Genomic DNA, 13,639 nt, shown 5'->3' on the forward strand with positions numbered 1-13,639 from the left:
GCTATCTGCTTTATTAGAAGTGATCCTTTTAAGCCAAGGATCACCTAGCCAACTGACGTTGTTAGTGAATTTATTTTGTTCACACATATCTATAGCCAATCACGAACATTGTGATTGGCTTTTTTTCATCAGCGAAGCTTCAAGAGTCACTCTACTTCTGCGTCTTTGCATTTAGCGTAACAGCTTGGCTTCCTTGGACACACTGCACCACGAGAACAAATTAATCGAGCCTCGCCTTCTATACCTCTCTCAATCCAATTTATATTGAGGATGCGAGCAATGGTTCTTAGGTCCTTCTTAATATGTGTTGGAATGATGGTGGTACCGCCTTGGCTGACACAGGAAGATTTCAATTCTTCAGCGATGGCATTTGCATCTCCCCCTTGTGCTGCAATCGCTGGATTTAAATCTACTCCAGCACAGAGCACTCGAGTATTTCCTGCCGCATCTAATACGTTGATTGATTCACAGCAGTAAATTCTTGGCTCATCCCCAACGTTGAGAATTGAAATTTGTGCTGAGCTACCTTCTTGAGGTTCAGCAAGACGTCTGAAGACCGCCCAATGCTGACAGGGATCATGCACTTTACGCATATTTCCCCAAGGTAGTGGTATCCCGTTCCCACGATATACGGCTTTAAGTTTACCTGGACCGTAAGCATCAAAGTAGTGCCAGTGAGGGTAAGGCGAAACAACGGTCATACGTCGCATTGCAACAGATGGTGAAACTCCCGCCCTTTTGTGTACATCGATTTCGTAGCCATTTCTATCCAAGAGCTGACGGAAAGGCACTTTCGGGCAGAGAAGTGCGCCAGCAAAAAAGCTCGATTCAAAATCACGCCATGCCTGAAGAATATCTTGAGAATTCAGTTCGGAATTTGATTGCGAACTTGGTTGATCCTCCCAACTATTGGAATGTCCAACCGAGAGCACGTTTTTGAGCCCATCTTTACTGTGCAGAACATTATGGCCTATGTACACGGCTAAGTCGTATTTGAGACGAGTCGGATATTGTCGTAAGACTTCATTAAGGTAGATGGTGTCGGGTGGTTCAAAAAACGAAGTAACAAGTTGTTTGGCACTGACCCCGAGCTCATCGATAACATCATGAGGTGTTCTTTTCACCCATCGGATGTTAAGCCCCAAGCTCTTTGCCATATCAAGAAGGTCTTCAACAGAGAGATTAAGGCGTTTTTGGCCTATATCTTCGGCGGCTCTTTCTAAGTCGGGAAAGTGATTTTGCAGGCTTTCTTGATGTGCGCGAATAAGCAAATGCGCGAACTGTCTTCCTGTAATACCCGTTTGAGACAACATTTCAGGAATAGCGATTTGTAAAATGTCGTTTGAAAACAGAAAGCTCGGTTCTAAGGCCATGCCACTAATACCACCACGGTTTCCTTTTTCAGGCGTGATATCGGTTTGCTCTGGTTCGTCATCAAGAAACCAAGTGGGTTCTTTTTGGAAAACCTCTGCGATGACTTTCAACATTTCTACACTGGGTACCCGCTTTCCTCTTTCAATCATTGAAAGGTAAGAGACTGACGGTGCGTATTCTGAATTGATACGAATACAGCGGGCGGAAAGATCTTCCATCGTTAAATGGTTGCGTTTTCTTAAGTTTCTCACTTTAGTACCTAAAAAGTGAGACTGTCTGACTAAACTTTTTGACACGGCCATTTTGTAAAATACACATTGTAAAATTTTTGTTGTGAAATTGTATTAAAAATTACGCTAGTCTACATAGTAACCCAGTCACAAACTTGAACAAAAATTAAACACGAGTTTGAGAACCATTAACTGGGACAATTTTTAAACCGGAACAAATTTTAAGAAAGTTACCCAGGCGATTGGTGAACGCTAACCCAGAAAAGACACTAGCGTAGCTAAATAGGAAGGGTTTAATCCAATAAGGAAAAGACGATGAATATGCTGACATTTGATAAAACTGACATTCAAAAACAACATAAACCATTTATCGCTGAAGCAGTGTTTGCCGTCGAGATTGTCAGTGCACGCCAATCGAGAGAAAAACAAGTTAAGGCAAAACAGCTCCTAGACCGTTTGTTCCCTTTGGAAAATGGTTCACATCAACACGTGACAAGCTACATGATCGATTACAACCATGTGTTGGCCTACTTTAAAGATGGTAGCCATAGTGGCTTAAAACATCCAAAGCACTTTACGGCATATATTGGAAATAAAGAACAACCATGTTCGATTCTGTTTCGTGATGGCAGTGGTAGTCACGTTGAAGTGACACTAGGCTGTAATCGGGGTACTGGATGCATTGAGCTGGTGAAAATTGATGATATTCAATTAGAAACTTGTACCACTTTTATGCAAACGGATGAGACTTCTATTCCAACTGTTGCAATGCGCCATTGGATTAGTTTGGTGAAAGGTGATGAGCATGGTAAACCTCAAGCATGCAGTGAGGACAAAGAGTACGTATCGAAATGTGGAGATGAGTACGTATTGAGCTACAGCTTTAGTATCTAACTGCTCTCCATCCAACCTGTCTTGAGCTCTGCTAGCACCTCCCGCTATATTTCGGGAGGTTTTTTTTTGTTTCTCTAACGGACGGAGTTAGAATGGCATTACTCGGTTGCGTCCCATTTTCTTCGCTTCATATAGCTTTCTATCAGCACGCTCAACCAGTGTTTCTGGTGTGTCTTTAGGCATTTTTTCCGCAACACCGAAAGAAGCTGTAATACTGCTGACTTGTTCACTTGTTCGGCGATCTTTCACGTTAAGCCTTTCAATTGACGTTCTCAGCATTTCTGCAAATTGGCGAGCGACTCGCAATGATTTATGGGGCACTAAAAGTGCAAATTCTTCACCGCCATACCGATAGGCAGTAATTCCGGCTTGGCAGCTGGTTTGCAGTCGTTTTGCAATAGCTCGAATGACGGTATCCCCGAATAAATGGCCGTATTCATCGTTGAATACTTTGAAATGGTCTATGTCTAAGAAAATGAGGCTGATTGTCTGTTCAGAGTGCATTAGAGATGCTAAATCATCGTCAAACGCTCGACGGTTATATAATCCAGATAGGCTATCAAACAGGGCAGCTTTATGTACCTGAGCCAACTGTGTTTTTAATCGGGTAATCTCTTGGCTTGCACTATTTAATTGTTGGTTGAGAAACTCAGTTGAATGACGAATCTCTTTCGACTCGCTTACCAATTGACGAATAACATCCATTGCTTCATCAATAGAGAGGTTTTCATTTTGTACTTTTTCTAGGTTAGCAAAACTTTTATCAATGATTTTTGAAAATGCACTCGTGTCGGATAGCGTGTCATCCATTGAGCTAGAAATTTCATGTACTAATAGCTCAACGTTTTGTTTTAGTTCATTGATATTGGTTTCTGCTTTCGAGGCGATATAGTCTTTGTAGAGTTGGTCCCCTGTGGCCGCTGGGCAAAATCCCAAGCTTCCCAGAATATAATCGAGTTCTTGATTCAGTTCTGGAATCGCATTATCCACATAGGTATACCACAATGCGTAATTCGATGGCGTCGCTGCAATGCGATGCTTCATCATAAGTGGTACGGCTTTTTTTAAATTAGAAGTAGCTTTTTTAAACTCGTCTTCGTTCATTTTTTAGTATTAATAAATGCTTCTAAAGTTATATGCTAAGGGTAGCGGAATTCAGCTTCTAGCGCTCTAAAAATAATGCTTATTTAGTACTTTCAACCCAAAGCGTGTTAAATGTGTGAATTTAATGTTGTGTACATGCTTTATTGTTAATCGTCTGTTTGTCAAAAAAAGTCATAAGATGTAACAAACCATCTTTGCTATTTATTTTGCAGTGTAAGTTGTGTTGGGCGACGTTTTTTCATCACGGTAACAAGCAGTTGAGGCAATAGAGATACTACGATCATTCCCCCCATTAAACTGTATTGATGTATTGAATACAGTTCATTCATTAATAAACCACCACATACAATGCCTGCAATTGGATTTGCAATACTGCCAAAGGTAAAGTCAACAATTGACATGCGTTGTAGTAACCATACATACAAGCTGTAGCTAAACGCTGTGTTGAGTATTGTAATCCATGCTAACCCAATAAGATTCTTGGTATTTACCGAGCTAACTACATCAAAATATGGTTGTGGGTTTATTGCAACGTGGCACAACACTACCAGCGTAAGAGCTATTCCACCTACGAGCATTTGCCATGTCAGTACTGTCCACCAGTCGATTTTCCCCCCCAGAGTTTTCGTCAATGAAGACCCAAAAATAATGCATGATATCGCTGCGAGCATAGCGATCAGACCTATCGAGCTGAGGACAATCGATTTAGGATCAAAGAGTAGCCAAGCTAGCATTACCAACAATATGCCACTAGCTAGTTGTACTATTGACGGAGCAGTTCGATTAAATATCCAGTGAAATGCCATAGCAAATACTGGTACCGAAATCATACCAACTCCAGATATAGCCGAAGGTAGTGTTAACGCCATTACAAATATTAGGCTAAAGAAAGCAGCGATATTCACAATGCCAATAGTTATCAATGGTTTCCAGTTCTCTTTTTTCGGAAATGTTGGTTTAACAGCAAGCAAAATTAACCCAGCAGGCAAGGCTCGTAACGCACCAAGCAGAAGGGGAGGCCAGTCTGCGAGGGTGTATTGTGTAACAGCGTATGTTGTTCCCCAGAAGAAAGCGGGAATCATGGCAAATAAAACATTCATATCAAGTATCTTTATATTAAGATATTAGGGCGCAAATCTAGAGTAAAAATTAGTTATTGTAAAGTATCTTTATATTGAAGTATTTTAAGGTAATGAAAAGGAAAGAGTTATAAACAATGGATGCAATCGATAGAGTCTTGTCTCAATGGGATAAAGAAATTCCCGAACTCAACACTGTGCCAATGGCTATGATTGGACGTTTGATGCGTCTTTCCAAAATCCTTGAGAGCCGAATAGCAGAAGTTCACAAAAAATATGACTTAAAAATGGGTGAGTTCGACGTTTTAGCAACACTTCGCAGAGCCGGGATGCCTTATCGCCTGACTCCTTCTGAGCTATTGGCGTCAATGCTTCTGACATCTGGAGCAATGACAAACAGACTGGACAAGTTGGAAAGTAAGAACCTTATTGTTAGAAAACACAGCCAAGCTGATCGACGTAGCGTAGAAGTCGAATTGACAGAGAAGGGCTTGGTTTTAGTGGATGATTTGATAGTGGAACATGTCAGAGAGCAGGAAGCGCTTGTGGACGGTTTGTCTCAAACAGAGCAAGAGCAAATTGGTCAGTGTTTGAAGCTTTGGCTCAAAACATTTGAAGGGTAGAGCAGGGGGAACTGATGGATATACAACGTTTAGAAGAGTTTTTGAATAACTTACCTCAGGTTGAAGCTTGTAATCCTTTCGGCCCAGATCCTTTGGTTTTTAAAATACGCGACAAGATGTTTGCTTATCTTGCATTCGATACTGACAAGCCGTTTGTCACAGTAAAATGCGAACCTCAAGATGGCGCATTTCTTACAGATCAGTTTGATGCTATTAAACCTGGTTACCACATGAACAAACGGCACTGGATTTCTGTTATTTTGAATGGTGATGTGGAGCCAGAAATGATTGAAGACTTATGTTTGAGCTCATTCAGACTGGTTGTCAGCAAATTAAAAAAATCTGACAGAGAGGCGCTTCAGTTATACCATCTTAGATCAAAATATAATCAGACTGAGCATCGGTAGAACAGCGAATAGGCGTCAAACGCAAACGCGCATTAATTCGTCCCTGAAGCTCAGCCGAGCCATCCATGGCTCGGAGGGTTTGCTTATCGACGCCCATTGACTGATCAGGAAATTATCCAGAATGGTATTATCACAACCTTAAACTCTGATGGCTTATTTTAGAACCAAAAAATGCAGCGTATAAGCTGCATTTTTACTTTTATATGTCTCAAATTGGCACTTTACGCCATTTGCGTTTCTAACTGTTTGGCGCCTCGCAACATCGCTTCAATGAGTTCGGTGGCATTAAACTTTTCAAGTGCTTCGTGAGCACCAACTTGATGTGCCCTGTCTACACAAATCTCACTTGATAAAGAAGTGTGCAGAATGATGTAGGCATGACTGAGCGCTTTGTCATTTTGCACTTCAAATGCGAGTTCATAACCATCCAGTCCTGGCATTTCGATGTCACTTACTAGAAGATCGATAGCGTTGCCGTCGCCTGCCATCTTTTTCATAAATTCAGCAGCTTCTATCCCGTTTTTGCAAACATAGTAAGGAATGTTTATTCGGTCTAAAGCATCCGATAGCTGTTTACGAGCGATAGATGAGTCATCAACTAGCAGAATATTTAAAGCTTTCAAACGTTCACGCTCTACGTCAGTCAGCATCGGCACTTTAGTTGATTCGTATTGTGGGTAAATTTTTGAAAGCAGTAGTTCAACATCAAGTAACTGAACAATCTTGTCTTCGTAGCGAGTGATCCCTGTGACAAATACATTTTTACCAGCAGTACTGGGTGACGACTCAATAGCTCGCCAGTTACAGTCTATGATTTTTTCAATACTACGAACCATAAAGGCTACTACGGTTCGCAGGCAGTCAGTGACTATTAAGTAGCTTTTTTCGTATTCGCTTGGAGCTATTGGTCGAAAACCAATAGCCGCAGCCATGTCGATAACTGGCACTGTTAAATTACGAAAGGTTACGGTCCCTACCACATGATGGTGCGAATAAGGGATCTGAGTCATAGGCATATAAGGCACAATTTCACGGACTTTCAATGTTCCAATCGCGAACAGCTGCTTTTGCAGGTTCAACGTGAACATTAACATTCCTTGTGACTGGTTTGCTTTGCTTATTGTCTTAGCCATAGCTGTACTACTTCAATAAATTTACTGGTGACTATACTAACGCATATTGACATATCATCAACGGTTGGCGTTGATTTAGATGCTGGTTTTTTGTTTAAGTTTTCAAAAAGTGGGATGCGTAGCCCTTTAGCTTAGGGTAGACTTCGCGCTTTAAAAATGAGGAGAGAATGAAATGGCAAAAACCGCAGCAGCCCTTCACATTTTGGTTAAGCATAAAGAGCAAGCGGAAGATATCACTCAGCAGCTAAAAAAAGGCGCCAAATTTCAGGTGTTAGCGAGAAAGCATTCTTTGTGCCCATCAGGTAAGAAAGGTGGCGATCTTGGTGAATTTCGTCAAGGACAAATGGTGCCACAGTTTGATAAAGCTTGCTTTCAAGGTGAAATTCTTACCCCTCAGTTAGTAAAAACTAAGTTCGGTTGGCACGTTGTTAAGGTGCTTTACAGGACATGATGGCTAGAGTCTATATAGACAGTGTCTGCGCTTAAACAATATCTGTACGGTTTACCCACGAGCTAACATTACGGCAGCTACGCTCGGAGCTGCCATGATTAACTCATTTATGCCCCATTAAGCTTTTTAGTTCAATTAGTTGTACTTACTAGTTTAGTATGAGGAATGAGAGTTACCCCCTTTAATTTGGGATTAAGTGCCTATAATCAAAGCGGGTAACTCTATTTATCTTAAATTGAAGTGTTAGATCTGGGGGCATGAATAAACTTAATACATAAAAAGTTCAACTAAATCTCTTATACCGCAAGTCTCTATGTCATAAACATTTGATGGCATTCGTTACGTAGGCCAAAACTAATGTTCTTTTCTTGTGATTTTGTCTAAATATCCCATTGCAAAAGCGGAAAGCACAAAAGTGACGTGAAGCAACAAGTACCACTTAATCTTTTCATCAGGAACATTCTCAGTATTCATAAATACTTTGAGTAGATGAATGGAAGAAATAGCCACTATAGAAGCAGATACTTTATTCTTTAAAGAGCCAGTGTCTAATTTGCCCAACCACATCAATTTATCAGAGCTGTCACCGACATCGATTTTAGAAACAAAGTTTTCATAACCCGAAAACATCACCATGATAATCAAGCCACCCACAAGTGAAATGTCTATCAAGGAGAGCGTCACAAGTATCAAGTCTGTTTCCGTAATCGAAAAGATGTGCGGCAGTATATGCCACACCTCTTGGAAAAACTTGATACCTAAAGCAAGAAGGACAAAGCTCAACCCCAGATAGATAGGTGCCATCATCCAACGAGCTGAATACAACAATTTTTCAAACAAACGCTCCATAAAATACATCGAACCTTAAGTTATATACTGATATTTGAAGGGCAGATGATAATGATTTGCACACAGGAAAGAAACATCCTTGTAACAGTAGTACCTCAGCCGGCTGCTGGCAGACGCTACTATCCGCGATACTGAATGTGCAGCTAGCTCTATATCTTGGAGCATCTATTGTATGGAATAACACCATGGGTAGGTATTCAGTTGGTTGATTTAACCTTTTATTCATTCATTTTTGTAAAACTCGGTCATTCAGTTAGCGAGTTACAGCAATTTATATTCAGTTTTATAACGAGGCAGTTAATACACTGACTTCAGTTAAAAGATATTAGTTTTACCGCACTTAGTACTTGAATAATTCAGAATTATCCCTCTACCGACTAGTGCAAAAAGTGATCATAGTATCGATAGTGTAAATTTCCCTTATTTTTGTTATTCAATGACATGAGCGTTAATACGTACTGTTTGGATGATTGTAATATCATATATATTGTAAGGTTCGCAGCATCTTTGATTTCAATACAATTATCCGGATCAGCTCAAAAAGTCTAATTTTTAGCTTTTATACCCGTAGTAAAATAGTTCGCATTTTATACGAAATAGTTAAAGATATTTGTTTACCAAAACCTAATAATGAGTCATTATCAACAGTAAAAATAATGTAAAATTGAGTAAATTCTAAAATAGTTGATATTTTATAAAATATTTAACGAATTTTTTATGGTGGAATATACATGAAGTTAGAAACAGCGAATTTCATTTTAGATAAAATGCAAGAAACACGATCGATTTATGATGAAATATTACGTGTGACTAGAGATAATGAAAATGATAAAGATCAGAAAAAAGTGACTGATCGAATAGCAACAGTTGTAATCTCATCGTTCAATGAGTTATGCCTTCCTATTTATGAAGAGTATCCTGAACTGAAAATGAAAAAATTGACAAAGGAATGATGAAATAACATCGTCTACAATTTAAAGAGTATGTTCATTAAAGTCAATGTAGACAATGAGGATCTTTCAAAGTCAATATTGAGTTAAAGAGGGCTGAGAGAAATCAAGGATAATAAATGCTATATCACACAAAAACACCACATGACTATGTAGGTGACTTCCAAAAAGCATTTGCTCATGCTATTGCAACTGCGATTAATAATGATACAAATGAAATACTCATTAAAGTTCACGAACAAAGGAATTTTGATGGTATTTTGAGTGATGCTATTGGTAGGATAGCTAGGCTGCTTCAAAATATTGGAGGAATTGTAAAGTTAAATGAAGTAAGGGTTTACTCTGAAACCGAGAGGACTGAATCGTTATTTCGCTCAGGTATTATCGTGGCAGCACATGTAAAAGAAAAATGTCTTAGTTATATATTAGAAGATAAAAGGGCCACAGATATAATATATGTGCCATTGACTCAAGAAGAATATGAATACTATGTATCAACATATGACTCAATAGAAATATAATGCTGTTCACTTAACATTTAAGCCTGAAAGCGATAAATGCCGCATTGAGTTTTATCCATGCGACATTTTATTTATGGTTAGCTAAGCGAATTGACCCCGATTAGATCGATGTTGTTTTCTTTATATGCTTGTTCAAATGCTTTTAATCGTTTGTAAATTGAGAGTAGTTCAACAATTGTTGTCCACGAGTTTACTAGATATTGGAACGAGTGTTCTACTTGATTGAAAGCATTCATGATACGTTGCATCACACCTAAAGTGAAAGCACCAGCAACAATTGAAGGAGCTAAAGCAATGAATGGGATGAAATTACCAAACTGCAGGTATCCATAACGAATCACATTGAAATATACGTAATGCAGATAGAGCTTGAAATAGTTTTGGCGAACATTGCTATATAACTCTTGCAGAGTTAGTGGGTCAGCTCTGTCTTCGTGGTCTTCTCCATAAACTAATTCTTTGCGATACGCCGCTTCAACTTTCTGATTGTTAAACTCAAGCCCAGGTAGTTTTACCCCAGCACATCCTAATAATACAGTACCGAAAATGGACCAAATAGTAGCTATGAAAACCAGAGCTTGTGGAACTTCTCCGACAAATGGAAGAGTGGTTACATAACCTGATAACCCCCAAAGGATCGGGAGAAAAGCAATCAGCGTCATAACAGAGTTCAGCAATCGAACTCCTAAGCTTTCAACAATAGTTGCAAAGCGCATGGTATCTTCTTGAATACGCTGTGCTGCCCCTTCAATATGGCGAACATGCTTCCATCGAGCCGTGTAATAGTTAGTCATTGCAGTGCGCCAACGGAACACATAATGGCTGACGAAAAATGAGTTAGCCACAGCAACCATGATGGCAATCATCAGCAGTACCATGACAGTGGAAAGTTCGGAATAAAATTCTCTGAGAGTTATGCTATTGGGTGTTGTTAAAGCTTTTTGAATCAGGTCATAAAAATCGCCATACCACTCGTTAAGCATGACGCTCACTTTTACCTGAAACCACGTAATAAAAACGATGAGGCCTGAACCAATTACTGACCACTTAGCCCATTTTTGACCACCCAAGGTCATCCAACTGCTAATAAAAAGGGCGTAACACAAAATCATAAATTGGTAGAGCCAAGCTTCAGTTGCAGTTTTTGACTGCTGTTCAAACTGGGTTGTTACTACTTCGCTGGCATTTGCAATTAGCGCTGGTGGGTATTCGATGCCAAAGAAGTGAGCGAGGCTTAGTTGAGAACCCAAGTCCTCGATAATGGTATACCAACCAACAACACAGATTAGAGCCCAAAAAACAAAGCTCATAAAAAATAATTTAGGTTTTGGAAAGAAGGCGCTAAACACAGTAGGTTTCCTTTGATAACAAGCACAGAGCTATAGAATGATGTTGTGCTAAGAAAGTCGTTTTGAAATTTGAGATTATGTATGCAGTTCGAAGTTGGTTAAACCTCGGTAAATATTGTTGCAGGATAGGTACATAACAATAAAAAGTGATGTACCCATCATCTGGCGAATTACCAAATATCGACACTCGCTCCAACCCAGAATGAGCGACCTTTACGATAAGTGCTAGAAGATGTATATGGATCTTCGTTGAGTAAGTTAGTGACACGAACTTCTAAGGTCGTCTTAGTACTGTTCGTTCGCCATGCTTGTATCTGAGCGTTAAAATTCACTTCAACGTAACCATTAACGGTATCTTTCTCGTAGATTTCGTAATCTGTTCCATCGACTTCGATCGTTGTTCCCGTCTCATCAATGACAGAATATTCTCCGCGATAGCGAGCACTTAACATTGTTAAGATGCGTTTGTTCCACCATGTGGATGTTAGACTCATTCGTGCCTGAATAGGTGCACCATAGTTTTCTGGGTCTTCAAGCAGATATAAATCGTACTCGGACATTACTGAACCGTTGTAGTAAATGTAGTTACTTTGGAGCTCATCGATATCTGTTGTCGTTGAAAAGTCTGAGCCTAATGTTCGGGTTTCAGACCAGGTAATATTAGCGGTTAAGCGATGGTTTTCTATACCTCCGCTCCATTCCAGAGAAACGCCGTGGTAATCTGTTTTGCCATTATTATTTAATGTCCAGTTGGAATCGCCGTCAGTATCATATTCTTGAGTGCTGACCAGTCTGTCACGATGATAACGTAAAATACCTTTGATTCTGAAGTTACCATCCAGCGCCGTTGGAATGGTTAAAGCTGCAGTTAATTCATCACTGTAAGGTGTATTCAAATCACTATCGCTGTAGTCATAACTCGTGCCGCTTGCCGAATATTGCCAGTCAGAGAGGGAACCATCAGAATTTACTGAACGCGTGTATGTTGTGGTCGCCGGGGTCGCAGATTTCATAGCGTAAGCAACAGTGTTTTTGGAGTAGTAACGGTTTGCTCCGAGCGTGAGGAAATAATCTGGCACAAACTCCCAGGACCCTGTTAATCTTGGCGCTAGGTTATGGTTTTTCATATAGTTTTCATATTCGTAACGCAAACCTGCCCGGAGTGCTACGGAACCAAATTTGCGTTCGTACTCAGCCCAGAAAGCTTGCTGAAAAACACCAACATCAGCCTCATACGAGTCATAAGTGATTTTTTTTGTAAATGCGAGATCACTGGTACATGCGTTGTCTGAGTCATCACATACATATTCACTATCCTCATCATATGAGTAACCATAGTAATAACTATTAGTCTCTGGACGACCTTTATAAGCTCTCGTGTATGTCGACTTTGAGCCGAAATTGATTGTTCCTTCACCGGCATCAGTACTGGCTGATAAATCCAGCGTGTAATCTCTTTGCTTTTGGTAAATATCGCCAAAGCCGCCTTCATAGCAGTAGCTGTTGTCACAGCCTAATGAACTGCCATATTCAGAATCTGCATCCCATTTATATCGGTCGCCATCCCAGTCTCTGCTGGCATCGAACTCGTTAAATGAGAGTTTACCGTTCCAATCATAGCCACGGTTATACCCTTTTAACTGCAGGTAAGTAAGTAACCCCGAACTTTGGCTAATTCGACGGCTGTTTACATCATTGTCAGAGGTATACTCACTTTCGTAAGGACTTGACGAGATAAAGAACTGAGACTGAAGATCTTCAGTGATGTCGTATATGGCTTCGATCAAGTAATTTTCCGAAACATCACCGTTAGTGTATTCATTACCACCATATGCTTCGTCCTTCATGTAATGGGATTCGGATTCGGCACGCGTATAAGCGACGAGTACTTTTAGTTTATCCGTTAAGGGGAGGTCGAAGCTGGCAGATGTTTTATAGGTCATGAAGTCTGGGTAGTAATCGCCAGATTGGTCTTGGCCTATGTAATAGACCATTTCATCCATTTGCAACCCAGCACTTATCTTGGCATGAAACTCATCTTTAGGATCTCGGACCTGAAAATCGACGGTCCCGCCACTAAACTGCCCTTTACTCGCTGAAATGTTAGAGTCGTTAACTTCAACAGCTTCGAGGAGAGAAGGGTCGATATAAAAAGTTTGAGCTGTTTGACCATTAACTTCGTTATAGTTTTCTCGATCGGCATCTTCAGTTACATCCATTATAGAATTGACTGCGACGCCATCTATCATGATGTTGTTATCGTAATACTGACCACCGGAAATGGAAAAATCAGAAGGCCTAATGTGCTGTTCATTTTCAGCAGAACCTTCGTATCTTTCAACATCGAGTTGGACGAATGGCAAAACATTAAGTAGTTCAGTGGTATCCATTCCGCCTTGGTATGAAACTTCTGCCGACTCTTTAGATATAACACTTATACCACTATTGACTGGGTCAAAGCTTTCATAAGCTTCACTGGCTGTTTCTTTTTGCTCTGTGTTCTCGGTTTTTTCCACGATAGAGATTTCACCAAGCTCTACTGATGAACTTGAATCAGCAAGAGCGTAGAAAGACATCCATGCAGTAATAACCACTACTAATCTGTTTTTTTTCATAATTGATTTTTAACACAACGGTCAATGACGTTGCGATTTAATCCTTTCTTTGCCTAGTTT

13 protein-coding genes are annotated in these 13,639 nt (G+C 40.1%); 6 read left to right on the forward strand and 7 right to left on the reverse strand.

Annotated elements, in window-relative coordinates; all coding sequences use genetic code 11:
• Window positions 1-146: 146 nt before the first annotated feature.
• Window positions 147-1,676, reverse strand: a complete 1,530-nt coding sequence (locus G5S32_RS17900; protein WP_165313520.1) for a DUF3612 domain-containing protein — start codon at window positions 1,674-1,676, stop codon at window positions 147-149.
• Between the two features lie 243 nt (window positions 1,677-1,919).
• Here G5S32_RS17900 and G5S32_RS17905 point away from each other — a divergent pair, with 243 nt between their 5' ends.
• Entirely contained in the window at window positions 1,920-2,498 is a 579-nt protein-coding gene (locus G5S32_RS17905; protein WP_165313521.1) for an aldolase/citrate lyase/malate synthase family protein, read from the forward strand.
• Between the two features lie 87 nt (window positions 2,499-2,585).
• Here the strand turns inward: G5S32_RS17905 and G5S32_RS17910 are convergent, their stop codons facing one another.
• Window positions 2,586-3,602, reverse strand: coding sequence for a GGDEF domain-containing protein (locus G5S32_RS17910; RefSeq protein ID WP_165313522.1), 1,017 nt, complete (start codon window positions 3,600-3,602; stop codon window positions 2,586-2,588).
• Between the two features lie 197 nt (window positions 3,603-3,799).
• Window positions 3,800-4,702, reverse strand: a complete 903-nt coding sequence (locus G5S32_RS17915; protein WP_165313523.1) for a DMT family transporter — start codon at window positions 4,700-4,702, stop codon at window positions 3,800-3,802.
• Window positions 4,703-4,818: 116 nt separating this feature from the next.
• Here G5S32_RS17915 and G5S32_RS17920 point away from each other — a divergent pair, with 116 nt between their 5' ends.
• Together G5S32_RS17920 and G5S32_RS17925 are read left to right on the forward strand one after the other, a co-directional pair.
• Window positions 4,819-5,304 (forward strand): MarR family winged helix-turn-helix transcriptional regulator, encoded by a 486-nt coding sequence (locus G5S32_RS17920; RefSeq protein WP_165313524.1) that lies wholly within the window; start codon window positions 4,819-4,821, stop codon window positions 5,302-5,304.
• Between the two features lie 14 nt (window positions 5,305-5,318).
• The gene (locus G5S32_RS17925; protein WP_165313525.1) at window positions 5,319-5,711 is read left to right on the forward strand and encodes an MmcQ/YjbR family DNA-binding protein; all 393 of its coding nucleotides are present in this window, start codon (window positions 5,319-5,321) and stop codon (window positions 5,709-5,711) included.
• 221 nt (window positions 5,712-5,932) lie between these two features.
• Here G5S32_RS17925 and G5S32_RS17930 read toward each other — a convergent pair whose 3' ends face one another.
• Window positions 5,933-6,844 carry a chemotaxis protein gene (locus tag G5S32_RS17930; RefSeq protein ID WP_165313526.1) on the reverse strand — a complete coding sequence of 304 codons (912 nt, stop codon included), beginning with the start codon at window positions 6,842-6,844 and terminating at the stop codon, window positions 5,933-5,935.
• A 172-nt stretch (window positions 6,845-7,016) separates the two neighbouring features.
• On the opposite strand from G5S32_RS17930, the gene ppiC reads away from it, so the two are divergent.
• A complete protein-coding gene (ppiC, locus tag G5S32_RS17935; protein WP_165313527.1) occupies window positions 7,017-7,295 on the forward strand; it encodes a peptidylprolyl isomerase PpiC in 279 nt (92 codons plus the stop codon).
• Window positions 7,296-7,649: 354 nt separating this feature from the next.
• Here the strand turns inward: ppiC and G5S32_RS17940 are convergent, their stop codons facing one another.
• Window positions 7,650-8,144: a TIGR00645 family protein gene (locus tag G5S32_RS17940; protein ID WP_165313528.1), complete on the reverse strand. Its 495-nt coding sequence runs from the start codon at window positions 8,142-8,144 to the stop codon at window positions 7,650-7,652.
• A 731-nt stretch (window positions 8,145-8,875) separates the two neighbouring features.
• On the opposite strand from G5S32_RS17940, the gene G5S32_RS17945 reads away from it, so the two are divergent.
• Together G5S32_RS17945 and G5S32_RS17950 are read left to right on the forward strand one after the other, a co-directional pair.
• Window positions 8,876-9,097 carry a hypothetical protein gene (locus tag G5S32_RS17945; RefSeq protein ID WP_165313529.1) on the forward strand — a complete coding sequence of 74 codons (222 nt, stop codon included), beginning with the start codon at window positions 8,876-8,878 and terminating at the stop codon, window positions 9,095-9,097.
• Window positions 9,098-9,213: 116 nt separating this feature from the next.
• Window positions 9,214-9,615: a hypothetical protein gene (locus tag G5S32_RS17950; RefSeq protein WP_165313530.1), complete on the forward strand. Its 402-nt coding sequence runs from the start codon at window positions 9,214-9,216 to the stop codon at window positions 9,613-9,615.
• 77 nt (window positions 9,616-9,692) lie between these two features.
• Here the strand turns inward: G5S32_RS17950 and sbmA are convergent, their stop codons facing one another.
• Together sbmA and G5S32_RS17960 are read right to left on the reverse strand one after the other, a co-directional pair.
• Window positions 9,693-10,964: a peptide antibiotic transporter SbmA gene (sbmA, locus tag G5S32_RS17955; protein WP_165313531.1), complete on the reverse strand. Its 1,272-nt coding sequence runs from the start codon at window positions 10,962-10,964 to the stop codon at window positions 9,693-9,695.
• Window positions 10,965-11,134: 170 nt separating this feature from the next.
• Window positions 11,135-13,579, reverse strand: a complete 2,445-nt coding sequence (locus G5S32_RS17960) for a TonB-dependent receptor plug domain-containing protein (protein ID WP_165313532.1) — start codon at window positions 13,577-13,579, stop codon at window positions 11,135-11,137.
• Between the last annotated feature and the right edge of the window lie 60 nt (window positions 13,580-13,639).

It is taken from the genome of Vibrio ziniensis (assembly GCF_011064285.1).
In the GTDB taxonomy this organism is placed as follows: domain Bacteria; phylum Pseudomonadota; class Gammaproteobacteria; order Enterobacterales; family Vibrionaceae; genus Vibrio; species Vibrio ziniensis.

Excerpts from the sequence above, each read along its gene's own strand:
- G5S32_RS17900 (WP_165313520.1), bottom strand. The coding sequence starts at position 1,676 with ATGGCCGTGTCAAAAAGTTTAGTCAGACAGTCTCACTTTTTAGGTACT.
- G5S32_RS17905 (WP_165313521.1), top strand. The coding sequence starts at position 1,920 with ATGAATATGCTGACATTTGATAAAACTGACATTCAAAAACAACATAAA.
- G5S32_RS17910 (WP_165313522.1), bottom strand. The coding sequence starts at position 3,602 with ATGAACGAAGACGAGTTTAAAAAAGCTACTTCTAATTTAAAAAAAGCC.
- G5S32_RS17915 (WP_165313523.1), bottom strand. The coding sequence starts at position 4,702 with ATGAATGTTTTATTTGCCATGATTCCCGCTTTCTTCTGGGGAACAACA.
- G5S32_RS17920 (WP_165313524.1), top strand. The coding sequence starts at position 4,819 with ATGGATGCAATCGATAGAGTCTTGTCTCAATGGGATAAAGAAATTCCC.
- G5S32_RS17925 (WP_165313525.1), top strand. The coding sequence starts at position 5,319 with ATGGATATACAACGTTTAGAAGAGTTTTTGAATAACTTACCTCAGGTT.
- G5S32_RS17930 (WP_165313526.1), bottom strand. The coding sequence starts at position 6,844 with ATGGCTAAGACAATAAGCAAAGCAAACCAGTCACAAGGAATGTTAATG.
- ppiC (WP_165313527.1), top strand. The coding sequence starts at position 7,017 with ATGGCAAAAACCGCAGCAGCCCTTCACATTTTGGTTAAGCATAAAGAG.
- G5S32_RS17940 (WP_165313528.1), bottom strand. The coding sequence starts at position 8,144 with ATGGAGCGTTTGTTTGAAAAATTGTTGTATTCAGCTCGTTGGATGATG.
- G5S32_RS17945 (WP_165313529.1), top strand. The coding sequence starts at position 8,876 with ATGAAGTTAGAAACAGCGAATTTCATTTTAGATAAAATGCAAGAAACA.
- G5S32_RS17950 (WP_165313530.1), top strand. The coding sequence starts at position 9,214 with ATGCTATATCACACAAAAACACCACATGACTATGTAGGTGACTTCCAA.
- G5S32_RS17960 (WP_165313532.1), bottom strand. The coding sequence starts at position 13,579 with ATGAAAAAAAACAGATTAGTAGTGGTTATTACTGCATGGATGTCTTTC.